We start from the raw sequence: 22,216 nt of genomic DNA, 5'->3' as shown, positions 1-22,216 counted from the left end.
CTGTGAGCGATCACGTCCGCCGGGCCCGGCGCGCGGCGCCGTACAGTCGTTCCGCGTAAGTGGTGAATGCCTTTTCTGGCCATTACGGAGGTCGGGGTGGACGGGATCGTACGGGCCTGGGTGGACGGGTGGGTCGTGTCGCGCGGGGCCTCTCCGCCCGTGCGGCGGCCCTGGGGGTTCACCGTCGACGTGGGGCAGGCCGCGCACGTGTCGCGGCACGTCCTCGCCCGGATCGGGGACGACGTCGAGGAAGGCGTGGTGCGCGAGGTCGCGGACGGGGTGACCGGGGCCGGCGTGTGGCTCAAGGTCTTCCGGGACCCGACAGTGACCGCGGGATGGCTGGGCCCCGGCTGGTGGGTGGACCCGGAGCCGGGGTGGCTGATGACGCTGCCACTGCGCACGGCACCGGAAGCGGCGGAAGGGGGACCGAGGTCGGCACCGGCGGAGGCGGGACCGGCCGGGGCGGCACCGGCCGAGGCGGGACCGGCCGAGGCGGGACCGGCCGAGGCGGGACCGGCCGAGGCGGGACCGGCCGAGGCGGGACCGGCCGAGGCGGGACCGGCCGAGGCGCCCGACGGTTACCGGCTGCGCGTGTGGACGCGCGGCGGTGTCACGCGCGTGCTGGTCACCGCGCCCGACGGCTCCTTCGCCGCGCGGGGCCAGGTGGCCCCGACCGGCGCGACCGCCGTCTTCGACCAGATCGAGACCGCCCCCGGGCACCGCCGCCGCGGCCTGGGCAGCGCCGTCATGCGCACGCTCACGGCCACCGCGGCGGCCGAGGGCACGGAGACCGGCGTCCTCGCGGGGACACCGGCGGGGCGCGCGCTGTACGAATCGCTGGGCTGGACGGTGGTGGCACCGCTGACGAGCGCGAAGTTCCTGGGTGCGAGCGGGGGCGGCGACTCGTGACCGGGGGGCCGGGGACCGGTGCCGAGGGCCGGGGTCCGGGGACCGGGGCAAAGGATCGGAGCCGGGGGACTGGAGCCGAGGATCGGAGCCGAGGGCCGGGAACCGGGGGCTGAGGAGCGGAGCCGAGGGCCGAGGACCAGGGACCGGAGCCGAGCGCCAGGGGCTGGGAGCCGAGGCCCGGGGCAGGGGCCCGAGGGCAGAGGCCCGAGGCCCGAGGACCAGGGGCCCGAGGACCGAGGCCCGGCACAGAACGGGCCCGAGACCGGCCCCCCGAAATCCCCCGCCCTCCCCCGCCCCCGGTGCCAGGATGGGGCGATGCCCCTCTCCCGCGACTTGTCCCCCGAACCCGGCGGCCGGCCCGAAGTCCTGGACCGTCGTGAGGGCCCGTACGGCGAGGTCGTGCTGCGCCGGCACGGGGAGCTGCTCCAGATCATCGCCAACGGCTGCTTCCTGATGGACACCTCCGACGGCCGCTCGGAGCGGCTGCTCGTCGACGCCGCCCTGACCGCGCTGGACGGACGCCCCGCACCCGACGTGCTGATCGGCGGCCTGGGCGTCGGGTTCTCGCTCGCGCACGCCGCCGCCGACCCCCGCTGGGGACGCGTCACGGTCGTGGAGCGGGAACGCGCCGTCGTCGACTGGCACCTCGACGGCCCGCTCGCCGCGATCTCCCGCACCGCCCTCGCCGATCCGCGCACGACGATCGTGGAAGCGGATCTGCTCGACTACGTCAATGAGACTTCCGCCACGTTCGACGCGCTCTGTCTCGACGTCGACAACGGGCCCGGCTGGACCGTCACCGAAGGCAACGGCGGGCTCTACTCGGAGGCCGGACTCGCGGGCTGCGCAAGGGTGTTGAGGCCCGGCGGGGTACTGGCCGTGTGGTCCGCGCAGCCGGCGCCTGAATTCGAAGGAACCTTGAGAAATGCCGGGTTCCAACGGGTGCGTACCGAAGAGATCCCGGTTGCCCGAGGCGTGCCGGACGTCGTGCACCTCGCCGTCGTACCCGGATAGCAAAGGCGCGGTGACTCCCCGTACGCTGCTGCCCTGACGTCGATCATTGAGGCGTCAACCGCAGTCATGCGCAATCAAGGGATCACCCCACTGGTCCCGGAAAAGCACACCTCAGGGGCGGGCGATGGAGCAGACACACACCTCGCACAACGGCACGACGGCGACCCCGGGCGCACAGCGCCGCGTTCTGGTGGTCGAGGACGATCCGACGATCGTCGACGCCATCGCGGCCCGCCTGCGCGCCGAGGGATTCCTCGTGCAAACGGCGGGTGACGGCCCGGCGGCCGTCGACACGGCGGAGGCCTGGCAGCCCGACCTGCTGATCCTCGACATCATGCTGCCCGGCTTCGACGGCCTGGAGGTCTGCCGTCGTGTGCAGGCCGCCCGCCCGGTGCCGGTGCTGATGCTCACCGCGCGCGACGACGAGACCGACATGCTGGTCGGGCTCGGCGTGGGCGCCGACGACTACATGACCAAGCCGTTCTCGATGCGGGAGCTGGCGGCGCGCGTGCACGTGCTGCTGCGCCGCGTGGAGCGCGCGGCGCTCGCGGCGGCCACGCCCCGCTCCGGCATCCTGCGCCTCGGTGAGCTGGAGATCGACCACGCCCAGCGCCGGGTGCGGGTGCGCAGCGAGGACGTGCACCTCACGCCCACCGAGTTCGACCTGCTGGTCTGCCTGGCGAACACCCCGCGCGCGGTGCTCTCCCGTGAGCAGCTGCTGGCCGAGGTGTGGGACTGGGCGGACGCCTCCGGCACCCGGACCGTCGACAGCCACATCAAGGCACTGCGCCGGAAGATCGGCGCCGAGCGGATCCGCACGGTGCACGGCGTCGGCTACGCGCTGGAGACGCCGACGCCATGAGCGGCGGGCCGGACGCACCGAGAGGCCCCGGGGAGCCCTGGGGCGGCGTACGACCGTTCTCGATCAACACCAAGCTGGGGGCGCTGGTCGTCATCTCGGTGCTGATCACCACCGGGCTGGTGCTGATCGCCCTGCGCACCGCGACCGAACTGCGCTTCATCACCATCTTCTCGATGATCGCCACGTTGCTCATCACCCAGTTCGTGGCGCACTCGCTCACCGCGCCGCTGGACGAGATGAACACGGTCGCCCGGTCCATCTCGCACGGCGACTACACCCGCCGGGTGCGCGAGAACCGCCGGGACGAGCTGGGCGACCTCGCCCAGACGATCAACATCATGGCCGACGAGCTGGAGGCGCAGGACCGTCAGCGCAAGGAGCTGGTGGCCAACGTCTCGCACGAGCTGCGCACCCCCATCGCGGGTCTGCGCGCGGTCCTGGAGAACGTGGTCGACGGCATCGCCGAGGCCGACCCCGAGACGATGCGCACGGCCCTGAAACAGACGGAGCGGCTCGGCCGGCTGGTGGAGACGCTGCTGGACCTGTCTCGGCTGGACAACGGCGTCGTACCGCTGCGCAAGCGGCGTTTCGAGGTGTGGCCGTACCTGTCGGGGGTGCTCAAGGAGGCCAACATGGTGGCCTCCGCGCGCGCGACCATGGGCTCGGGCGGCAGCCACACGCGCACCGACGTCCATCTGCACCTGGACGTCTCGCCGCCGGAGCTGACCGCGCACGCGGACCCCGAGCGCATCCACCAGGTCGTCGCCAACCTCATCGACAACGCGGTCAAGCACAGTCCGCCGCACGGCCGGGTCACGGTGAAGGCACGGCGCGGGCCGATGCCTGAGTCGCTGGAGCTGGAGGTCCTGGACGAGGGGCCCGGCATCCCGCGCTCGGAGTGGCGCCGCGTCTTCGAGCGGTTCAACCGGGGGGCCGTCCGCCGGCCGCACGGCCCGGGCAGCGACGGCGGCACGGGGCTGGGACTCGCGATCGCCCGCTGGGCGGTCGATCTCCACGGCGGCCGGATCGGAGTGGCCGAATCCGAGCGGGGTTGCCGGATTCTTGTCACCCTTCCGGGAGAGCCATCCGTGCCAAGTTGACGTAAAGTGCGAAGCGGAGCCCCAAGATCCACGAGCGTCCGCACCGACGAACGGCTGATGGACACGTGTGATCAGGCACAGCACCGGCCCAGGCCGGCCGCGGTCCGCACGCTCAGCGTGCGCGACCTGTATCGACGCACCCGTTTTGAACGTCAACCGCGCTTGTTTCCCGCCATTTCCAGCCCCGAAACACCCTTGTCGATGTGACATACGCGACGATGGAGCTGCCCGGCCTGACCTTCGCGGGCTGGGAGGCGTAGCCTTTATTCCCGCTGTCCATCACCTTGTGAAGCGGAAGAGGGCGGTTGCCGCCGTGTCGCCACAGTCCCCCAGTAACGCATCGAGCATCTCGACCGACGCAGACCAAGCGGGCAAGAATCCCGCTGCCGCGTTCGGCGCGAACGAGTGGCTCGTCGACGAGATCTATCAGCAGTACCTCCAGGACCCGAATTCCGTAGACCGTGCCTGGTGGGACTTCTTCGCCGACTACAAGCCGGGGGCCGCCAGCGCTCCGGCTCCGGCGGGTACTGCGGCCGCGGGGGCCGCAGGGACCACCACCCCACCCGCGGCACCCGCCGCTCCGGCTGCCCCGGCCGCTCCGGCCGCCCCGGCCCAGGCCGCGCCCGCCGCCCCGGCTCCCGCGCCGGCCGCCGCCGCCCCGAAGCCCGCGGCCGCCGCCCCGGCGCCCGCGAAGCCCGCCGCGCCCGCGGCCAAGCCGGCCGCGCCGGCCACCGCGGCTCCCGAGGGCCCCGAGTTCGTGACGCTGCGCGGCCCCTCCGCCGCCGTCGCCAAGAACATGAACGCCTCCCTGGAGCTGCCCACGGCCACGTCCGTGCGCGCCGTCCCGGTGAAGCTGCTGTTCGACAACCGCATCGTCATCAACAACCACCTGAAGCGCGCCCGGGGCGGGAAGATCTCCTTCACGCACCTGATCGGCTTCGCGATGGTGCAGGCCATCAAGGCCATGCCGTCGATGAACTGGTCGTTCGGCGAGAAGGACGGCAAGCCGACCCTCGTCAAGCCGCCGCACGTCAACCTCGGCCTGGCCATCGACCTGGTGAAGCCCAACGGCGACCGCCAGCTCGTCGTGGCCGCCATCAAGAAGGCCGAGACGCTGAACTTCTTCGAGTTCTGGCAGGCCTACGAGGACATCGTCCGTCGCGCCCGCGACAACAAGCTGACGATGGACGACTTCACCGGCGTCACGGTCTCCCTGACCAACCCCGGCGGCCTCGGCACCGTCCACTCCGTCCCGCGCCTGATGCCCGGCCAGTCGGTGATCATGGGCGTCGGCTCCATGGACTACCCGGCGGAGTTCCAGGGCACCTCCCAGGACACCCTGAACAAGCTCGGCATCTCGAAGGTCATGACGCTCACGTCGACCTACGACCACCGGGTCATCCAGGGCGCCGCCTCCGGCGAGTTCCTGCGCGCGGTGGCGAACCTGCTGCTGGGCGAGAACGGCTTCTACGACGACATCTTCGAGGCCCTGCGGATCCCCTACGAGCCGGTCCGCTGGCTCAAGGACATCGACGCCAGCCACGACGACGACGTCACCAAGGCCGCCCGCGTCTTCGAGCTGATCCACTCCTACCGGGTCCGCGGCCACGTCATGGCCGACACCGACCCGCTGGAGTACCAGCAGCGCAAGCACCCCGACCTGGACATCACCGAGCACGGGCTCACCCTGTGGGACCTGGAGCGCGAGTTCGCCGTCGGCGGCTTCGCCGGCAAGTCCCTGATGAAGCTGCGCGACATCCTCGGCGTGCTGCGCGACTCGTACTGCCGCACCACCGGCATCGAGTTCATGCACATCCAGGACCCCAAGCAGCGCAAGTGGATCCAGGACCGCATCGAGCGCCCGCACAGCAAGCCGGAGCGCGAGGAGCAGCTGCGCATCCTGCGCCGGCTGAACGCGGCGGAAGCCTTCGAGACCTTCCTCCAGACCAAGTACGTCGGTCAGAAGCGCTTCTCGCTGGAGGGCGGCGAGTCCGTCATCCCGCTGCTCGACGCGGTCATCGACTCGGCGGCCGAGTCCCGCCTGGACGAGGTCGTCATCGGCATGGCCCACCGCGGCCGCCTGAACGTCCTCGCCAACATCGTCGGCAAGTCGTACGCGCAGATCTTCCGCGAGTTCGAGGGCAACCTCGACCCGAAGTCGATGCACGGCTCCGGCGACGTGAAGTACCACCTGGGCGCCGAGGGCACCTTCACCGGCCTGGACGGCGAGCAGATCAAGGTCTCCCTGGTCGCGAACCCCTCGCACCTGGAGGCCGTGGACCCGGTCCTGGAGGGCGTCGCGCGCGCCAAGCAGGACATCATCAACAAGGGCGGCACGGACTTCACCGTCCTGCCGGTGGCGATCCACGGCGACGCGGCCTTCGCGGGCCAGGGCGTGGTGGCCGAGACCCTGAACATGTCGCAGCTGCGCGGCTACCGCACCGGCGGCACGGTCCACATCGTCATCAACAACCAGGTCGGCTTCACCGCGGCCCCCGAGTCCTCGCGTTCCTCCATGTACGCGACGGACGTGGCCCGCATGATCGAGGCCCCGATCTTCCACGTGAACGGCGACGACCCGGAGGCCGTGGTCCGCGTCGCGCGGCTCGCCTTCGAGTTCCGCCAGGCGTTCAACAAGGACGTGGTGATCGACCTCATCTGCTACCGCCGCCGCGGTCACAACGAGTCGGACAACCCGGCCTTCACCCAGCCGCTGATGTACGACCTGATCGACAAGAAGCGCTCGGTGCGCAAGCTGTACACCGAGTCCCTCATCGGTCGCGGCGACATCACCCTGGAAGAGGCCGAGCAGGCGCTCCAGGACTACCAGGGCCAGCTGGAGAAGGTCTTCACGGAGGTCCGCGAGGCCACCTCCCAGCCGACGTCCGGCGACGCCGAGGCGCCGCAGGACGGCTTCCCCGTCGCGGTGGGCACCGCGGTCTCCGCCGAGATCGTCAAGCGCATCGCCGAGTCCCAGGTCAACATCCCCGACCACATCACCGCCCACCCGCGGCTGCTGCCGCAGCTCCAGCGCCGGGCGGCCATGGTCGAGGACGGCACCATCGACTGGGGCATGGGCGAGACCCTCGCCGTCGGCTCCCTCCTCCTGGAGGGCGTCCCGGTCCGTCTGGCCGGCCAGGACTCCCAGCGCGGCACCTTCGGCCAGCGCCACGCGGTGATCATCGACCGGGAGACCGGCGAGGAGTTCACGCCGCTGATGTACCTCTCCGAGGAGCAGGCGCGCCTGAACGTCTACAACTCCCTCCTCTCCGAATACGCGGCGATGGGCTTCGAGTACGGCTACTCGCTGGCCCGCCCCGACGCGCTCGTGATGTGGGAGGCGCAGTTCGGCGACTTCGTCAACGGCGCGCAGACGGTCGTGGACGAGTTCATCTCGTCGGCGGAGCAGAAGTGGGGCCAGACCTCCGGCGTCACCCTGCTCCTCCCGCACGGCTACGAGGGCCAGGGCCCGGACCACTCGTCCGCCCGCCCGGAGCGCTTCCTCCAGCTCTGCGCCCAGAACAACATGACGGTCGCGATGCCGACCTCGCCGTCGAACTACTTCCACCTCCTGCGGTGGCAGGTGCACAACCCGCACCACAAGCCGCTGGTCGTCTTCACCCCGAAGTCGATGCTGCGCCTGAAGGCCGCCGCGTCGAAGGCGGAGGAGTTCACGAGCGGCCAGTTCCGCCCGGTCATCGGCGACGCCTCGGTCGAGCCGAACGCCGTCAAGAAGGTCGTCTTCTGCGCCGGCAAGGTCTACTACGACCTGGAGGCCGAGCGCCAGAAGCGCGGCGTCACGGACACCGCGATCCTCCGCATCGAGCGCCTGTACCCGCTGCCGGGTGCCGAGCTCCAGGCGGAGATCGCCAAGTACCCGAACGCCGAGAAGTACCTGTGGGCCCAGGAGGAGCCGGCCAACCAGGGTGCCTGGCCGTTCATCGCCCTGAACCTGATCGACCACCTGGACCTGGCCGTCGGCGCCGACGTCCCGCACGGCGAGCGCCTGCGCCGCATCTCGCGGCCGCACGGCTCGTCCCCGGCGGTCGGCTCGGCCAAGCGGCACCAGGCGGAGCAGGAGCAGCTGGTGCGGGAGGTGTTCGAGGCCTGAGCCTCTGAACACCGCTGAGCACCGGTAGCGCGTGCAGCGGCCCCGTCGCCTCCATGGCGGCGGGGCCGCTGCCGTGTGCGCCGGGGCGGCGGGGCCGCTGCCGTGTGCGCCGGCGGCGGGTCCGGCCGGCAGCGGTGCCGCATACCCTGGAGTCGTATCACCCGCGGACCAGGCCCATTCCCCAGGAGAACAACCCGTGTACTTCACCGACCGAGGCATCGAGGAACTCGAGAAGCGGCGCGGCGAGGAGGAGGTCACCTTCGAGTGGCTCGCCGAGCAGCTGCGGACGTTCGTCGACCTGAACCCGGACTTCGAGGTCCCGGTGGAGCGGCTGGCGACGTGGCTGGCCCGGCTGGACGACGAGGACGACGAGTAGCCGCCGGACGACGAGTAGCCGCCGCCGGGGCAGCCGGCGGCGGTCCGTCGGCCCCTCTCGCCGTATGTGTGGGCGCCCTTCGGGGCGCCCTTCGGCGTCTGGTCGCCTGTCCGTCTGCGCGGCGGCGTGGCCGTTGGGCCGGTCCGTGCGGGCCTGCGGGCCAGCGGCTCGACGGCGCCGTTCACCGCATCGAGTGTCTTGACTTCCCCCTGCCGCGATATATCGTGATTGACAGGGAACGCGATATGGCGCGTCGCGCCGTCGAGGAGGTCTGCCATGTCCGAGTGGTCCGTCGCCGAGCCCAGCACGCTCTCTTTCGACGAGCCGGTGCGCGAACTGCACGTCCGCGTGGTCGACGGCACGGTGAACGTGGTGGGGACCGACGAGGGCCCCGCCCGTCTGGAGGTCTCGCACATCGAGGGACCGCCCTTGGCGGTGACCCATCGCGACGGGACCCTGACGGTGGCCTACGAGGACCTGCCCTGGAAGGGCTTCCTCAAATGGCTCGATCCCAAGGGCTGGCGGCGCAGCGCCGTCGTCTCCCTGACCGTGCCCGCGCACACCCGTGTCGCGGTGGGCGCGGTGAGCGCAGGGACGGTCGTCTCCGGCCTTGACGGGCACGCCGAGGTGAAGGGTGTCTCCGGGGACACGACCCTGGTGAGGCTCACGGGCCCGGTGCGCGCCGACACGGTCTCGGGGAACGTGGAGGCCCAGGCCCTCACCGGCGACCTCCGCTTCAACTCGGTGTCCGGGGACCTGACGGTGGTGGAGGCCGGCTCCTCCGTGAAAGCCGACTCGGTGAGCGGATCGATGATCGTCGACCTCGATCCGACGAGCCGCCCCACCACCGTCAGCCTGGCCAGCGTCTCCGGTGAGATCGCCATCCGGCTGCCCCACCCGGCGGACGCGGAGGTGGAGGCCCACACCGCGCGCGGCGCCGTCTCCAACGCCTTCGAGGACCTGCGGGTCAACGGCCACTGGGGGGCCAAGCGCATCACCGGCCGGCTCGGCGCGGGCAACGGCAGCCTGAAGGCGACGACGGTCTCCGGCTCGATCGCCCTGCTGCGCCGGCCCCAGACGGAGGACGAGCCCTGGGAGCCGGAGGCGCCCGCTCCGTCCGACGGAACACCCGCGGCTCCGCCCGGCGGAACACCCTCGGCTCCGGGGGAGAATGCCTCAGGCGGCCCGGCCGACGCGACCTCCTCCGACGGCGACGCCCCGGCCGACAGCACGACCGACAAGAAGGTGCTCTGACATGCCCCCCGTCTTCGCCCACGGCCGCCTGCGTCTCTACCTGCTGAAGCTGCTGGACGAGGCTCCACGCCACGGCTACGAGGTGATCCGCCTCCTGGAGGAGCGCTTCCAGGGGCTCTACGCGCCGTCGGCGGGCACGGTCTACCCCCGTCTGGCCAAGCTGGAGGCCGAGGGCCTGGTCACCCACACCACCGAGGGCGGCCGCAAGGTGTACGCCATCACCGACGCCGGCCGCGCCGAACTGGCCGACCGCAGCGGCGAACTGGCCGACCTGGAACTGGAGATCCGCGAATCGGTCGCCGAGCTCGCCGCGGAGATCCGGGCCGACGTACGCGGCGCCGCGGGCGATCTGCGCCGCGAGATGCGGGCGGCGGCCTCCCAGGCCCGCCAGGGCTCCGGACCGGCCCCCGGCGACCTCGGGGAGCCCGGGGAGTTCGGCGACAAGGAGGCGTGGCGCGCCGCGAAGGAGGAGATGCGCCGCGTCAAGCAGGAGTGGAAGGAGCAGGCACGCCGGGCCAAGGACGAGAGCCGGCGGGCCCGCGAGGAGGCCCAGCGGGCCCGGCGTCAGGCCAAGGAGGCCCAGGACCGGGCGCGCACCCAGGCCCAGGAGGAGGTGCAGCGCATAGCGCGACGCGTCCAGGAACAGGTCCAGGACCACTTCGCCCGGGGTGACTGGCCGACGGGCGTCCGGGAGGGGCTGACCGAGCTGGCCAAGGAGTTCGGCGAGTTCGGCAAGGACGTCGGGAAGGAGTTCGGCAAGGACTTCGGGTTCGGACGCGGCAGCGGCAGCACCGGCCCGGACGGTACGACGGCCAAAGGGCCGGCGTACTCGGAGACTCCGGTGGACTTCCCCGCCGACTACGAGCCGGCCTGGGCCCACGAGGCCCCCAGCGGCGACCCGGCCCGCGACCTGGACCGTCTGCTGGACCGCTTCCGTGACGACATCCGCGACGCGGCCCGCGACCACGGCGTCACGGCGGACCAGCTCCGTGACGCCCGCCGCCATCTGTCGACGGCGGCGGCCCACATCGGGGCGATACTGCGGGCGCCCACGCGTGGGTGACGCCGCGGTCGGCGAAGGTCCCGGCGGGCGGACCGGGGCGAGCGGTCAGCCTACGTCGGCACCGCCGGGCCGGCGCCGGCTTCGCACGGCTGCCGCCCTCCTCAGCGCGAGGTGAGGACGATCTTGCCGAACTGGTCGCCGGACGCGAGCCGTTCGAAGCCCTCACGGGCGCGGTCGAGAGGGAGCACCTCGTCGATGACGGGCCGGACACCCGTGGCGGCGCAGAAGGCGAGCAGGTCCTCCAACTCGTCCTTGGTGCCCATCGTCGAGCCGACGACCTTGAGTTCTAGGAAGAAGATGCGGGTCAGTTCGGCATGGGAGGGCCGGTCACCGCTGGTGGCGCCGGAGATGACGAGCGTGCCGCCGGGCCGCAGGGACTTCACGGAGTGGGACCAGGTGGCGGCCCCGACGGTCTCGATCACCGCGTCCACCCGCTGCGGCAGCCGCGCGCCCGGCTCGACCGCCTCCACGGCGCCGAGCTCCAGGGCACGCTTCCGCTTGGACTCGTCCCGGCTGGTCGCGAAGACCCGCAGCCCGGCGGCCCGGCCGAGGACGATCGCGGCCGTGGCGACACCGCCCCCGGCGCCCTGGACGAGGACCGAGTCGCCCGGGCGGACCCCGGCGTTGGTGAAGAGCATGCGGTAGGCCGTCAGCCAGGCGGTGGGCAGACAGGCGGCCTCCTCGAAGGAGAGCTCCTTGGGCTTGGGCAGGATGTTCCACGTCGGCACGGCGACCTGCTCGGCGAAGGTGCCCTGGTAGCGCTCGGTGAGGATGGAGCGGGGTTCGTCGGGGCCGACCCCGTGCCCGCTCTGCCCGATCACGGAGTGCAGGACGACCTCGTTGCCGTCCTCGTCGACGCCCGCGGCGTCACAGCCGAGGATCATCGGCAGCTTGTCCTCGGCGAGGCCCACGCCCCGCAGGGACCAGAGGTCATGGTGGTTGAGGGAGGCGGCACGGACCCGGACGGTGCTCCAGCCGGGCCGGACCCCGGGAGCCGGACGCTCCCCCGACTCCAGGCCGTTCAGCGGCTGGTCACGGTCGATGCGAGCGGCGTAGACGGCGAACATGCACACGACGATAGGGTCCAGGCACCCGGACGGAAACCGGGCGGCGCTGTGAGCAATGCCCTCTTGCACTGCCGCACCGGCCGCACCCCCGCCCTCCGCCACCCGGACGGGCGGCGGACCGGAACAGCTAAACGGACGGCGGACCGGAACAGGGAATGGGAAATGGGAAACGGCCCCGCCCGGGTCCGGGCGGGGCCGTTCGCCGGCCCGCGTCAGCGACGCGCGACACCCTCGGCGCGAGCCGCCGCGGCGACGGCGGCCGTGACCGCCGGCGCCACCCGCTCGTCGAAGGGCGACGGAATGACGTAGTCCGCGGCGAGGTCGTCACCGACGACACCCGCCAGCGCCTCCGCCGCCGCGATCTTCATGCCCTCGGTGATCCGGGACGCCCGCACCTGCAGCGCACCGGCGAAGATGCCCGGGAACGCCAGCACGTTGTTGATCTGGTTCGGGAAGTCCGAGCGCCCGGTCGCGACGACCGCCGCGTACTTGTGAGCGACGTCGGGGTGCACCTCGGGGTTCGGGTTGGCCATGGCGAAGACGAACGCGCCCTTCGCCATCGAGGCCACGGCCTCCTCGGGGACCGTACCGCCGGAGACGCCGATGAAGACGTCAGCGCCGGCCAGCGCGTTCTCCAGCGAGCCGGTCAGCCCGGCCTTGTTGGTGAACCCGGCCAGCTCGCGCTTGACGTCGGTCAGGTCCGCCCGGTCCGCGGAGACGATGCCCTTGCGGTCGGTGACCGCGACGTCCCCGATACCGGCCTCGACCAGCATCTTCGCGATGGCGACACCGGCCGCGCCGGCGCCCGAGATGACGGCCCGCAGGTCCGCGATGGTCCGCCCGCTCAGCCGCGCCGCGTTGCGCAGCGCCGCCAGCGTCACGACCGCCGTGCCGTGCTGGTCGTCGTGGAAGACCGGGATGTCGAGCCGCTCCTGGAGCCGGCGCTCGATCTCGAAGCACCGCGGCGCCGAGATGTCCTCCAGGTTCACTCCGCCGAACGAGGGCGCGAGGCGCACCACGGTCTCGATGATCTCGTCCACGTCCGTGCAGGCCAGCGCGATCGGGACCGCGTCGACACCGCCGAACTGCTTGAACAGGATCGCTTTGCCCTCCATCACCGGAAGGGACGCCTCCGGCCCGATGTCACCGAGCCCGAGGACCGCCGTGCCGTCGGTGACGACGGCGACGACGGACGACTTCCAGGTGTAGTCGTTCACCAGCTCCGGCTGTTCCGCGATCGCGGTGCACACGCGTGCGACGCCGGGCGTGTAGGCGAGGGACAGGTCGTCCTTGTCACGGACCGGGACGGTGGCCTGCACGGCCATCTTTCCGCCGCGGTGCAACGCGAACGCCGGGTCGAACGAGTCGAGGGGCTCCGCACCGCCCTCCTGGCCCGTATGGTCGGTTTCACTCTCGCTGCGAGGATTGACGATCTCCGCTGCCACTGTGTCTTACCCCTTAGGTGTTCATGGTTGAGGGTGGCCACTCCTGGTTGAGAAGTGGGCGGGCACCGCGCAGGACCCAGCGGTGGTGACACGTACGGGCGCCTGCGCGTCGGGCGCGCCGCACACGCGCCCTGAGCCCCGGATGAGGGGTGTAAAGAACCTTCTTACCGGACGGACAGCACCGACGACGAGTCCAATCCGTGCAAGGTCACATGCCGGTTCTTGCAGGACCCCCACAGCCCCCGCGTGCTGTCATATGCCAGTGACATGACTCATGGTCGCAGGAAGGGGGATTTCCCGGCCGAACTCTTGACACAGACGCCAAAGGACTCACACATCACGCCACGACCGACCACATGGCGGGAAATGCCGAAAATCTTGCGGCCGGACGGATGGATTCCCGCAGAAGGTGCGGTTCGACCCGGTCGTGCTGCACCGGACTGGTGCGGTTCGAGGGCCGCCCGTTATCCGATTTTGACATGGGCGGCCCCCTGAATGGCGCCGTCCGAATGGCAAGATGCCGTAATCGCACGAGGTCGCGACACCCAAAGGTGTGTGTTCTCGTCGACCCATCGGCATCTCCACCCACCCGCCGGAGGCACTGACCATGACCGCACGCTCCATCCGCCGTTCCACCGCCGCGCACACCCGGCTAGCCGCGGTCGGTTCCCTCGCGGTCGCGGGCGCCCTGCTGCTCACCGGCTGCGGTGACCAGACCGATGGCGGGAGCTCCTCCGAGACGTCGACCAGCGGGAACGCCGCGCCGCTCTTCTCGAAGCTGCCCGCCGAGATCCAGAAGGCGGGCGTCATCCAGGTCGGCACCAACGCCGAGTACGCCCCCATGGAGTACCAGGAGAGCGGGAAGATCGTCGGTGTCGACCCCGACATCGCCGCCGCGCTGGGCGAGAAGCTGGGCGTGGAGTTCAAGTTCACCTCCGGTTCCTTCGACGGCCTGATCACCTCCCTGAACTCCGGCCGCTACGACGTCGCGATGTCGTCCATCACGGACAACAAGGCGCGCCAGGAGGGCCTGGACGACAGCGGCAAGAAGCTCGGCCCGGGTGTCGACTTCGTCGACTACTTCTCGGCCGGCACCGCCGTGTACGTCCAGAAGGGCAATCCGAAGAAGATCGGCTCGATCGAGGACCTCTGCGGCCAGACGGCCGCCGTGCAGCGCGGCACGACGTACGAGGAGGCCCTGCAGAAGCAGTCGAAGGCCTGTACCGACGGCGGCAAGAAGAAGATCACGATCGAGTCGTTCGAGAACGACACCGAGGCCCAGACCCGGGTCAAGTCGGGCGGCGCCGTCGCCGGCGTCAACGACTACCCGGTCGCGGTCGACCTGGCCCGCAAGGCCGACGGCGGCAAGGCCTTCGAGGTCGTCGGCGAGCAGGTCGACGCCGGCCCGTTCGGCATCGCCGTGAACAAGGACAACAAGCAGCTCACCTCCGCGCTGGAGGCGGCCGTCGACGCGATCATCGAGGACGGCACGTACCAGGAGATCCTGGAGAAGTGGGGCGCCGAGAGCGGCGCCATCGACAAGGCCGCGATCAACGGCGGCAAGTGACCGTCCGGGCAGCACTGAAGGGCAGTCACCGTGACTGACAAGTTCGACAAGACACCGCCGGGCGCGCGGCCGACGGCCGGCGTCACCAAGGAGAGCGGGACCGTTCCGCCCGAGGCGATCAAGGCCGTCCCGGTCCGCCACTACGGCCGCTACGTGAGCGCCGTCGTGGTCCTGGTGCTGGTGGCCCTGCTGGTCAACGCCTTCGCCACGGCCGAGAAGATCCAGTGGGCCGCGGTCGGCGACAAGCTGTTCGACTCCACGGTCCTCGCGGGCGCCGGCCGCACCCTGCTGATCAGCGTCCTGGCGATGGTCGTGGGCGTGGTCCTGGGCATCGTGCTGGCCGTGATGCGGCTGTCCAGGAACCCGGTGACGAGCTGGGTGGCCTGGGTCTACATCTGGTTCTTCCGCGGTACGCCGGTCTACGTCCAGCTGCTGCTGTGGTTCAACCTGGCACTGATCTTCCCCCTCCTGAATCTCGGTCCGATCTACAAGGACGAGATGACGGACGTCATGACACCGTTCATGTGCGCCCTGCTGGGCCTCGGCCTGAACGAGGCCGCGTACATGGCGGAGATCTGCCGCGCCGGTCTGATGGCCGTCGACGAGGGCCAGACGGAGGCCGCGCACGCGCTCGGCATGAGCCACGGCAAGACGCTGCGCAGGATCGTCATCCCGCAGGCGATGCGGGTGATCGTGCCGCCGACGGGCAACGAGTTCATCAACATGCTGAAGACCTCGTCGCTGGTGTACGCGGTGACGTACAACGAGCTGCTGCGGGCCACCTCGACGATCGGCTCCACCTCGTACGCGGTGATGGAGATGCTCTTCGTGGCCTCCATCTGGTACCTGGTCATGACCAGCGTGTTCAGCGTCTTCCAGTACTACCTGGAGCGCCGCTACGCGCGTGGTTCGTCCCGCAGCCTGCCGCCGACCCCGTGGCAGAAGGTCAAGGCGAACCTGACGTCGCTGACGAGCGGAAGGGCTGGTGCGGCATGACCGCCATGGTGAAGGCCGAGGGCGTCCACAAGTCCTTCGGCGCGGTCGAGGTGCTCAAGGGCATCGACCTGGAGGTGCGGTCCGGCGAGGTGTTCTGCCTCATCGGCCCCTCGGGCTCCGGCAAGAGCACCTTCCTGAGGTGCATCAACCATCTGGAGAAGATCAACGCGGGCCGGCTCTGGGTGGACGGCCATCTGGTCGGCTACCGCCAGAAGGGCGACAAGCTGTACGAGCTCAAGGACAGCGAGGTCGCGCTCCAGCGCCGGGACATCGGCATGGTGTTCCAGCGGTTCAACCTGTTCCCGCACATGACCGCGGTGGAGAACGTCATGGAGGCCCCGGTCCAGGTCAAGGGCGTGAGCCGGGCCGAGGCCAGGGAGCGCGCCCTGCAACTGCTGGACCGGGTCGGCCTGGCCGACCGGTCGCAGAACTACCCCTCGCAGCTGTCCGGCGGCCAGCAGCAGCGGGTGGCCATCGCCCGGGCCCTGGCCATGGACCCGAAGCTGATGCTGTTCGACGAGCCGACCTCGGCCCTCGACCCGGAGCTGGTCGGCGACGTCCTCGACGTCATGCGCGACCTGGCCGAGTCCGGTATGACGATGGTCGTCGTCACCCACGAGATGGGCTTCGCCCGCGAGGTCGGCGACAGCCTGGTCTTCATGGACGGCGGTGTGGTGGTCGAGTCCGGCAACCCGCGCGAGGTCCTGACGAACCCGCAGCACGAGCGGACGCAGGCCTTCCTGTCCAAGGTGCTGTGACGGACCGCGGTCCGGCGCGCAGGGGCGGTACGGGTCTCCCGTGCCGCCCCTTCCGCGTGCCCGCCCACCTGGCCGCCCCGGTCGCCGCGCGTCCTACTTGAGGGCGAGGAGCAGCGTGTCCGACGGCGAGGCCCACACCGGGCGGGCCTCGGCGAACCCCTTCTCCCGCAGCACGCGCGCGTGCCAGGCCGGCGAGGGCATCTCGCCGTCGGCGTGCTCGCCGTAGATCTCGAAGCGGCGGGCGGTGGGCCCGGCGAGGACGGGGTCGGCGGCGGCGAGCTGCCACCACTCGGCCCAGTCGACGGCGCCGGCCGCCCTGGCCCGGTCCATACGGGCGTGGCGCAGGGCGCGCTCGGCCGCGTTGATCCGGGGCGTCGCCTCGTCGATCATGTGGTCCGCGTTCATGAAGACACCGCCGTCGCGGACGAGTTCCGCGATCCGGCCGTAGAGGGCCGCGAGGGGTTCGCTGTGCAGCCAGTGCAGGGCCGTGGCGGTGAGGACGGCGTCGTAGGAGTCGTACGGCAGTGCCGCCCGCCAGTGCGGGTCCTTGAGGTCGGCGGTCACCAGGGTGACCCGGTCGTCGCCCGCGAAGGTGCCCTCGGCGATGGCGAGCAGGGCCGGGTCGAGGTCCACGCCGGTGCTGGTGGCGCCGGGGAAGCGGGCGAGCAGCCGGGCGGTGACGGTGCCGGTGCCGCAGGCGAGGTCCAGGACGCGCGGCGTGGTGCCGACGAGCGCCTCGACCATGTCGAGCATGATCCGGAAGCGGTCCTCCCGGTCGGGCATGTACCACTCCTGCTGCCGGTCCCAGCTCTCCTGCCAGGCCGCCCAGTCGGTACCGGTCGTGATGGCCTGCCCGTCCGTCATCGAACCCCTCCGTCCCCTCGGTCACGTAATACCCTGGATGCACGACCGGCCGTTACTCCGTCCGCCTCCCGACCATAGAGCGCCTCCGTAAGGACTACAAGTGGAACTGGCCTATTACTCGGATTACGCCGTGCGCCTCGTCAACAGTGAGGAGCCGGCCCGGGGCAACGACACGCTGACCTCGGTCGAGGCCGTCCGCGACCTCTTCGGCGTGAACCAGTCGGCGGCCCGCCGCGCCACCGACGCGGACGTCACCCGCTTCCGCTCGGTACGGGCCCGGCTGCGCGCGGTCTTCGAGGCGGCCGACGGCGGCGACGAGACCCTCGCCGTGGACCTGCTGAACTCCCTGCTGCTGGAGTTCCCGGTGAGCCCGCAGATCTCCGGGCACGACGTCCGCGACGACGACGGGCGCCCGCTGTGGCACATGCACCTCGCCGACCACCCGTCGAACGCGACCGCCGGGTACGCGGCCATCGCCGCGATGGGCCTGGCGTTCCACCTGACGGAGTACGGCGTGGACCGCCTCGGCCTGTGCGAGGCCGCGCCCTGCCGCAACGCCTACCTCGACACCTCCACGAACCGCTCCCGGCGCTACTGCTCCGACCGCTGCGCCACCCGCGCCAACGTGGCGGCCTACCGCGCCCGCAAACGCCTGGAGGCCGACCGGTCGGCCAGCACCGGCCTGGCCGCCGACAGCGCCCAGCGCAGCACCGCGAGCGGCGAGCGCTGATCCGGCTTCAGCGGCCGGTAGCGGAACCGCACCGTGCCGAGGATCAGCTCGTCGGGCACGGTCCCGTAGTCGGTGCTGTCGCCTCCGGCGTACGCGTTGTCCCCGAGCACCCACCAGCCGCCGTCGCGGCGCTCGGCGGCCCGCTTGACGACCAGCAGGTCCTGCTGGAAGGGGTGCCGCAGCACGACGACGTCCCCGGGCCTGACCCGCGCGCCGTACCGCACCACCAGCTGGTCCCCGTGGAGCAGCGTGGGCACCATGGACGGGCCGGTCACCTCGGCCAGCCCGAAGGGCGCGGCCGCCCTCCCCCGCCCGGTCTCCTGCGACGGCTCCGGCATCGCCGACACCTCCCCTGGTCCGTTCCTCCACCAGTCTCAGTCTGACCCCGGACTTTTGTCCTAAGCCCATGGGGGCACTCGCGAAAACCCGTCTCGCAGGGAGTAATGTCCCACCTGAGAAGACGATCACGAGGAAGGAATGCTCCATGCTTTCCCGCCTGTTTGCCCCCAAGGTCACGGTCAGCGCCCACTGCGACCTGCCCTGCGGCGTGTACGACCCGGCCCAGGCCCGCATCGAGGCGGAGTCGGTGAAGGCCGTGCAGGAGAAGATGGCCGCCAACGACGACCCGCACTTCCAGGCTCGCGCCACCGTCATCAAGGAGCAGCGCGCCGAGCTGGCGAAGCACCACGTCTCCGTGCTGTGGAGCGACTACTTCAAGCCCCCGCACTTCGAGAAGTACCCGCAGCTGCACCAGCTGGTCAACGACACCCTGAAGGCCCTGTCGGCCGCCAAGGCCTCGACGGACCCGAAGACCGGTGAGAAGGCCCTGGAGCTCATCGCCGAGATCGACAAGATCTTCTGGGAGACCAAGAAGGCCTGACACCCTCAGGCCGTCCCGCGGCCGGCGGTCGGTGCACCACCGCGGGCGGAGGGACAACACGAAGGGGCCCGGTCGGTATCACCACCGGGCCCCTTCGGCATGACGAAGGGATGACGAAGGCATGACGAAGGTGAGGCCGGCCGGGTCGCGGTGGCCGGCGCCTACCATCGCCCCATGAGCATCCCCGTCCCTTGGGCGTACGCCTTCGCCGACCGGCCCGCCGAGCACTTCGAGCGGGCCTGCGTGTTCTGGACGGCCGTCACGGCCACGCGTCTGTCCGAAGCGCGGGGCGAGCGGGGGGAGTTCGTCACGCTGCTGCCGGAGGGCGCGGACGGGTGCGTGAAGGCGCAGCGGGTCGCCGGGGGCGGGGGTGGAGCGCATCTGGACCTCTGTGTCGAGGACGTGCCCGGCTTCGTCGGTGCCGCGCTGGCGCTCGGTGCCGAGACGGTCGCCCCGCACGACGGCTGGGCCGTCCTGCGCTCTCCCGCCGGTCAGTTGTTCTGCGCGGTCCCCTGGCACGGCGAGTCCGTACGGCCGCCCGTGGTGTCCGGCAGCCGTCTGGACCAGGTGTGCCTGGACGTCCCGCCGTCCGCGTACGCCGGCGAAGTCGCCTTCTGGACGGCCCTGTTGCCGGACTGGACGTCCCGGCCCGGTTCCCGGCCGGAGTTCCACTCCGTCGCGCCGCCCGCCGGACTGCCGGTCCGTCTCCTCCTCCAGCGGCTGGACGACGAACGCCCCCTCTCCGCCCACCTCGACCTGGCGTGCGGCCCGGACCTCGACGCGGTCCGCGCCCGGCACGAACGGCTCGGTGCCGTCCTCGTCGCCTCCCACTCCCACTGGACGGTGATGCGCGACCCGGCGGGCGGCCTGTACTGCCTGACCGGGCGCGACCCGGAGACGGGCGGGCTGCCGCGGGCGGCGGCCGACGGCTAGCGGGTCTCCGCGTAGGCGCACAGGACCGTCGTGTCCGGCGGGATCGACCCGTACGGCCGGCACGGGCTGTCGGTCACCTCGCTCCCGAGGAGCGGTGTGGGTACGCCGGCCCTCTGCCAGCCGGTCGGTCCCGTCGGTGCGGCGGCGTCGTCCTGGAGCCAGAGGGTCAGGCCGCCTCCGACGGCCGCGGTCACCGCCCAGACGACCACGGCCCACCGCCATAGGCGGCGGCGCCCAGCTGCCTCTGTCATGTCCGCCCCTCCCCGCTGTCCGGCCATCGAACCACGATGGCCCCTCGGACATGCGTCAGGAGATCGGGGCGGGAGGGATTCCGACGTCCTCGTCCGGTTCGGTGCGGTCTGCCGAGACACCCGAATCCGGGCCTCCGACGGGCTCGTGCCCGGGACCACCGGGCCGGCCTGTGTCCCCGTGGCCGGGTTCGCCGGGCCCGGAACCGCCGGCGTGCCCGGCGTGGCCGTGCCCCTCCGCGTGGCCGTGCCCCTCCGCGTGGCCGTGCCGTTCCTGGTGGCCGTGCAGCTCCGCGCCCGCCTCGACGTAGGCCTCGCAGTCGGGGTTGTGGCAGGGGCCCGCGACCCAGCGCGGCACCCAGGCGCCCAGTGTCTTGTAGCGCCGGACGACGGTGTCCACGGGCTGCCCGCAGGCGGGACAGACCTGATGTTCCCTGTCCATGCCACCAGGGTAGGCCGGTCACCGCTGTCGTGCGTGGACACCGGCGAGAACTCCGGCCGGGCGAGCCGGCACACGGCGGGGAGCGGGGCAAGGCGGGAACGACCGGTCCGGCAACCGGGTGGGGTGGGGCGGGCGAGGCGGGAACGACCGGTCCCGCAACCGGGCGGGGCGGGGCGAGGCGAGAACGGCCCGACCGGCAACCAGGCGGGGCGGCGGGCGGCCGGTGCGGCCCGACCGGCAACCAGGCGGGGCGGGGGGGCGGCCGGTGCGGCCCGGATGCGCCGAGGCGGGTCCCGCGGCACCGTGGGATGGGCGGGACCCGCGGGCCGGGGCCCCGGCGCCGTGCGGGGTCAGGAGCCGCACGGACCGGGGCCCCGGGGTCAGCGGGGCGGCGCCGTCATGTGGTGCGCCGCGTCACGAACTCCGCCAGGGACAGCAGCCCGCCCGCCGACTCGGGCTCCGGGACCGCCCGGGCCAGTTCCGACATCGCCCGCGCCATCCGGTCGGCCGCCTGCTCCAGCGCCCAGGCGCGCCCGCCGGCCCGCTCGACGGCGCGCGTGGTCCGTTCCAGGTCGCCCTGGTCGTAGGGGGCCGTGTACAGCTCGGCCAGCTCCGCGGCGGCCGGGGTGCCGGAGGCGAGCGCGGCGACCACCGGCAGGGACTTCTTGCGGGCCGCGAGATCCGCGCCCGCAGGCTTGCCGGTGTGCCGCGGGTCGCCCCACAGTCCGATCACGTCGTCGATGAACTGGAAGGCGAGCCCGGCCTGGCGGCCGAACGCGTCCAACGCCTCGACGTCCTCCTCGGGCGCCCCGGCGTACAGGGCACCGAGGGCGCAGGCACAACCGAGCAGCGCGCCCGTCTTGGCCTCGGCCATGGTGAGCACCTCGTCGAGGGTGACCTCGGTGGGGGCCCGTTTCTCCATGGCCGTGTCCGCCTGCTGCCCGGCGCACAGCTCCACCACGCAGGCGGCGAGGCGGGCGACGGCTGCCGCGGACGCCGGGTGGGGGTCCGCGGCCAGCCGTCCGAGGGCCAGTGCCTGCAACGCGTCCCCGGCGAGGATCGCGTCGGCGTCGCCGAACACGGTCCAGGCGGTGGGGCGGTGACGCCGTGTGGTGTCCCGGTCCATGACGTCGTCGTGGAGCAGCGTGAAGTTGTGGATCAGTTCCACCGCCGCGGCGGCCGGTACGGCCGCCGCGCGGGCCGCCGGGCCGCCGAGGGCGTCGGCCGCGGTGAGCACGAGCGCCGGGCGGATCGCCTTGCCGGCGTTGCCGGCGGCCGGTGTGCCGTCGGCGTGCTCCCAGCCGAAGTGGTAGCGCGCGATCCGGCGCAGTGCGCGGGGCAGGGCGTCGAGGGCGGTGCGCAGGGCGGGGTCGACCGAGGCCCGGGCCTCCTCCAGGATCGCCGTCGCCTCCTGCCCGTCGAACGCTCCGGACCCGCTGTCGCCACGGCTTGCGATGGGCTCCCGCCTTCCACCCGTCTCCTCGGAGCACGGCCTGGTCTCCGTCACGAAGTCGGTCATCGAGTCCCCCTCGCAGGGTCCGCGAACGGTGGCCGCTGCGCTGCCGCCCGGCGCGTACGCCCAGGGCGTACCCGCCCC

21 protein-coding genes are annotated in these 22,216 nt (G+C 71.8%); 14 read left to right on the top strand and 7 right to left on the bottom strand.

Features of this window, described 5'->3' with window-relative positions; genetic code table 11:
• Positions 1-96 precede the first annotated feature (96 nt).
• The 8 genes from ACFYWQ_RS08955 (at position 97) to ACFYWQ_RS08920 (ending at position 10,689) form a co-directional block, all read left to right on the top strand.
• Positions 97-909: a GNAT family N-acetyltransferase gene (locus ACFYWQ_RS08955; RefSeq protein ID WP_389514146.1), complete on the top strand. Its 813-nt coding sequence runs from the start codon at positions 97-99 to the stop codon at positions 907-909.
• A gap of 315 nt (positions 910-1,224) precedes the next feature.
• Positions 1,225-1,923 carry a spermidine synthase gene (locus ACFYWQ_RS08950; RefSeq protein WP_389514145.1) on the top strand — a complete coding sequence of 233 codons (699 nt, stop codon included), beginning with the start codon at positions 1,225-1,227 and terminating at the stop codon, positions 1,921-1,923.
• 124 nt (positions 1,924-2,047) lie between these two features.
• On the top strand, positions 2,048-2,785 hold the full coding sequence (locus ACFYWQ_RS08945) for a response regulator transcription factor (protein WP_058923261.1): 738 nt from the start codon (positions 2,048-2,050) through the stop codon (positions 2,783-2,785).
• Positions 2,782-3,885, top strand: coding sequence for an ATP-binding protein (locus ACFYWQ_RS08940; RefSeq protein WP_389514143.1), 1,104 nt, complete (start codon positions 2,782-2,784; stop codon positions 3,883-3,885). The genes ACFYWQ_RS08945 and ACFYWQ_RS08940 overlap by 4 nt, the downstream gene beginning before the upstream one ends.
• A gap of 313 nt (positions 3,886-4,198) precedes the next feature.
• The gene (locus ACFYWQ_RS08935; protein ID WP_389514141.1) at positions 4,199-7,996 is read left to right on the top strand and encodes a multifunctional oxoglutarate decarboxylase/oxoglutarate dehydrogenase thiamine pyrophosphate-binding subunit/dihydrolipoyllysine-residue succinyltransferase subunit; all 3,798 of its coding nucleotides are present in this window, start codon (positions 4,199-4,201) and stop codon (positions 7,994-7,996) included.
• A 196-nt stretch (positions 7,997-8,192) separates the two neighbouring features.
• On the top strand, positions 8,193-8,372 hold the full coding sequence (locus ACFYWQ_RS08930) for a DUF6104 family protein (RefSeq protein ID WP_003992906.1): 180 nt from the start codon (positions 8,193-8,195) through the stop codon (positions 8,370-8,372).
• Positions 8,373-8,648: 276 nt separating this feature from the next.
• Positions 8,649-9,626: a DUF4097 domain-containing protein gene (locus ACFYWQ_RS08925; protein ID WP_389514140.1), complete on the top strand. Its 978-nt coding sequence runs from the start codon at positions 8,649-8,651 to the stop codon at positions 9,624-9,626.
• A gap of 1 nt (position 9,627) precedes the next feature.
• Positions 9,628-10,689 carry a helix-turn-helix transcriptional regulator gene (locus ACFYWQ_RS08920; protein ID WP_389514138.1) on the top strand — a complete coding sequence of 354 codons (1,062 nt, stop codon included), beginning with the start codon at positions 9,628-9,630 and terminating at the stop codon, positions 10,687-10,689.
• Positions 10,690-10,790: 101 nt separating this feature from the next.
• Here the strand turns inward: ACFYWQ_RS08920 and ACFYWQ_RS08915 are convergent, their stop codons facing one another.
• Together ACFYWQ_RS08915 and ACFYWQ_RS08910 are read right to left on the bottom strand one after the other, a co-directional pair.
• Entirely contained in the window at positions 10,791-11,756 is a 966-nt protein-coding gene (locus tag ACFYWQ_RS08915) for a zinc-binding dehydrogenase (protein ID WP_389514136.1), read from the bottom strand.
• A gap of 212 nt (positions 11,757-11,968) precedes the next feature.
• A complete protein-coding gene (locus tag ACFYWQ_RS08910; protein WP_389514134.1) occupies positions 11,969-13,201 on the bottom strand; it encodes an NADP-dependent malic enzyme in 1,233 nt (410 codons plus the stop codon).
• Between the two features lie 607 nt (positions 13,202-13,808).
• On the opposite strand from ACFYWQ_RS08910, the gene ACFYWQ_RS08905 reads away from it, so the two are divergent.
• From ACFYWQ_RS08905 to ACFYWQ_RS08895, 3 genes are read left to right on the top strand one after another with little or no spacing between them, the layout of a single operon-like run.
• Positions 13,809-14,768, top strand: coding sequence for an ABC transporter substrate-binding protein (locus ACFYWQ_RS08905; protein WP_389514132.1), 960 nt, complete (start codon positions 13,809-13,811; stop codon positions 14,766-14,768).
• A 30-nt stretch (positions 14,769-14,798) separates the two neighbouring features.
• Positions 14,799-15,764, top strand: coding sequence for an amino acid ABC transporter permease (locus ACFYWQ_RS08900; RefSeq protein WP_389514130.1), 966 nt, complete (start codon positions 14,799-14,801; stop codon positions 15,762-15,764).
• Positions 15,761-16,522, top strand: coding sequence for an amino acid ABC transporter ATP-binding protein (locus tag ACFYWQ_RS08895; protein WP_389514128.1), 762 nt, complete (start codon positions 15,761-15,763; stop codon positions 16,520-16,522). The genes ACFYWQ_RS08900 and ACFYWQ_RS08895 overlap by 4 nt, the downstream gene beginning before the upstream one ends.
• 93 nt (positions 16,523-16,615) lie before the next feature.
• On the opposite strand, the gene ACFYWQ_RS08890 is transcribed toward ACFYWQ_RS08895, so the two are convergent.
• Positions 16,616-17,386: a class I SAM-dependent methyltransferase gene (locus tag ACFYWQ_RS08890; protein ID WP_389514126.1), complete on the bottom strand. Its 771-nt coding sequence runs from the start codon at positions 17,384-17,386 to the stop codon at positions 16,616-16,618.
• 100 nt (positions 17,387-17,486) lie between these two features.
• On the opposite strand from ACFYWQ_RS08890, the gene ACFYWQ_RS08885 reads away from it, so the two are divergent.
• Positions 17,487-18,116, top strand: coding sequence for a CGNR zinc finger domain-containing protein (locus ACFYWQ_RS08885; RefSeq protein WP_389514125.1), 630 nt, complete (start codon positions 17,487-17,489; stop codon positions 18,114-18,116).
• Here ACFYWQ_RS08885 and sodX read toward each other — a convergent pair.
• Complete coding sequence (gene sodX / locus ACFYWQ_RS08880; RefSeq protein ID WP_389514123.1) at positions 18,020-18,454, bottom strand: nickel-type superoxide dismutase maturation protease; 435 nt, start codon at positions 18,452-18,454, stop codon at positions 18,020-18,022. The two genes, ACFYWQ_RS08885 and sodX, sit on opposite strands and share 97 nt — an antisense overlap.
• Positions 18,455-18,600: 146 nt before the next feature.
• Between sodX and sodN the strand changes: the two genes are divergently transcribed.
• Entirely contained in the window at positions 18,601-18,996 is a 396-nt protein-coding gene (gene sodN / locus ACFYWQ_RS08875; protein ID WP_385061796.1) for a superoxide dismutase, Ni, read from the top strand.
• Between the two features lie 174 nt (positions 18,997-19,170).
• Positions 19,171-19,929: a VOC family protein gene (locus ACFYWQ_RS08870; protein ID WP_389514122.1), complete on the top strand. Its 759-nt coding sequence runs from the start codon at positions 19,171-19,173 to the stop codon at positions 19,927-19,929.
• Here ACFYWQ_RS08870 and ACFYWQ_RS08865 read toward each other — a convergent pair.
• The 3 genes from ACFYWQ_RS08865 to ACFYWQ_RS08855 all read right to left on the bottom strand — a co-directional run bounded on the left by ACFYWQ_RS08865 (position 19,926) and on the right by ACFYWQ_RS08855 (position 22,138).
• Positions 19,926-20,180: a hypothetical protein gene (locus ACFYWQ_RS08865; RefSeq protein WP_389514120.1), complete on the bottom strand. Its 255-nt coding sequence runs from the start codon at positions 20,178-20,180 to the stop codon at positions 19,926-19,928. The two genes, ACFYWQ_RS08870 and ACFYWQ_RS08865, sit on opposite strands and share 4 nt — an antisense overlap.
• 55 nt (positions 20,181-20,235) lie before the next feature.
• A complete protein-coding gene (locus tag ACFYWQ_RS08860) occupies positions 20,236-20,619 on the bottom strand; it encodes a hypothetical protein (protein WP_389514119.1) in 384 nt (127 codons plus the stop codon).
• 397 nt (positions 20,620-21,016) lie between these two features.
• Positions 21,017-22,138, bottom strand: coding sequence for a family 2 encapsulin nanocompartment cargo protein polyprenyl transferase (locus ACFYWQ_RS08855; protein ID WP_389514117.1), 1,122 nt, complete (start codon positions 22,136-22,138; stop codon positions 21,017-21,019).
• Between the last annotated feature and the right edge of the window lie 78 nt (positions 22,139-22,216).

Origin of the sequence: Streptomyces sp. NPDC003247 (genome assembly GCF_042888135.1) — a bacterium.
Classification (GTDB): domain Bacteria; phylum Actinomycetota; class Actinomycetes; order Streptomycetales; family Streptomycetaceae; genus Streptomyces.
Note: the sequence above shows the minus strand (reverse complement) of the source record. Positions and strands in the feature narration are given on the sequence as shown.

Excerpts from the sequence above, each read along its gene's own strand:
- ACFYWQ_RS08855 (WP_389514117.1), bottom strand. The coding sequence starts at position 22,138 with ATGACCGACTTCGTGACGGAGACCAGGCCGTGCTCCGAGGAGACGGGT.
- ACFYWQ_RS08915 (WP_389514136.1), bottom strand. The coding sequence starts at position 11,756 with ATGTTCGCCGTCTACGCCGCTCGCATCGACCGTGACCAGCCGCTGAAC.
- sodX (WP_389514123.1), bottom strand. The coding sequence starts at position 18,454 with ATGCCGGAGCCGTCGCAGGAGACCGGGCGGGGGAGGGCGGCCGCGCCC.
- ACFYWQ_RS08905 (WP_389514132.1), top strand. The coding sequence starts at position 13,809 with ATGACCGCACGCTCCATCCGCCGTTCCACCGCCGCGCACACCCGGCTA.
- ACFYWQ_RS08920 (WP_389514138.1), top strand. The coding sequence starts at position 9,628 with ATGCCCCCCGTCTTCGCCCACGGCCGCCTGCGTCTCTACCTGCTGAAG.
- ACFYWQ_RS08950 (WP_389514145.1), top strand. The coding sequence starts at position 1,225 with ATGCCCCTCTCCCGCGACTTGTCCCCCGAACCCGGCGGCCGGCCCGAA.
- sodN (WP_385061796.1), top strand. The coding sequence starts at position 18,601 with ATGCTTTCCCGCCTGTTTGCCCCCAAGGTCACGGTCAGCGCCCACTGC.
- ACFYWQ_RS08865 (WP_389514120.1), bottom strand. The coding sequence starts at position 20,180 with ATGACAGAGGCAGCTGGGCGCCGCCGCCTATGGCGGTGGGCCGTGGTC.
- ACFYWQ_RS08940 (WP_389514143.1), top strand. The coding sequence starts at position 2,782 with ATGAGCGGCGGGCCGGACGCACCGAGAGGCCCCGGGGAGCCCTGGGGC.
- ACFYWQ_RS08925 (WP_389514140.1), top strand. The coding sequence starts at position 8,649 with ATGTCCGAGTGGTCCGTCGCCGAGCCCAGCACGCTCTCTTTCGACGAG.
- ACFYWQ_RS08945 (WP_058923261.1), top strand. The coding sequence starts at position 2,048 with ATGGAGCAGACACACACCTCGCACAACGGCACGACGGCGACCCCGGGC.
- ACFYWQ_RS08870 (WP_389514122.1), top strand. The coding sequence starts at position 19,171 with ATGAGCATCCCCGTCCCTTGGGCGTACGCCTTCGCCGACCGGCCCGCC.
- ACFYWQ_RS08895 (WP_389514128.1), top strand. The coding sequence starts at position 15,761 with ATGACCGCCATGGTGAAGGCCGAGGGCGTCCACAAGTCCTTCGGCGCG.
- ACFYWQ_RS08860 (WP_389514119.1), bottom strand. The coding sequence starts at position 20,619 with ATGGACAGGGAACATCAGGTCTGTCCCGCCTGCGGGCAGCCCGTGGAC.
- ACFYWQ_RS08890 (WP_389514126.1), bottom strand. The coding sequence starts at position 17,386 with ATGACGGACGGGCAGGCCATCACGACCGGTACCGACTGGGCGGCCTGG.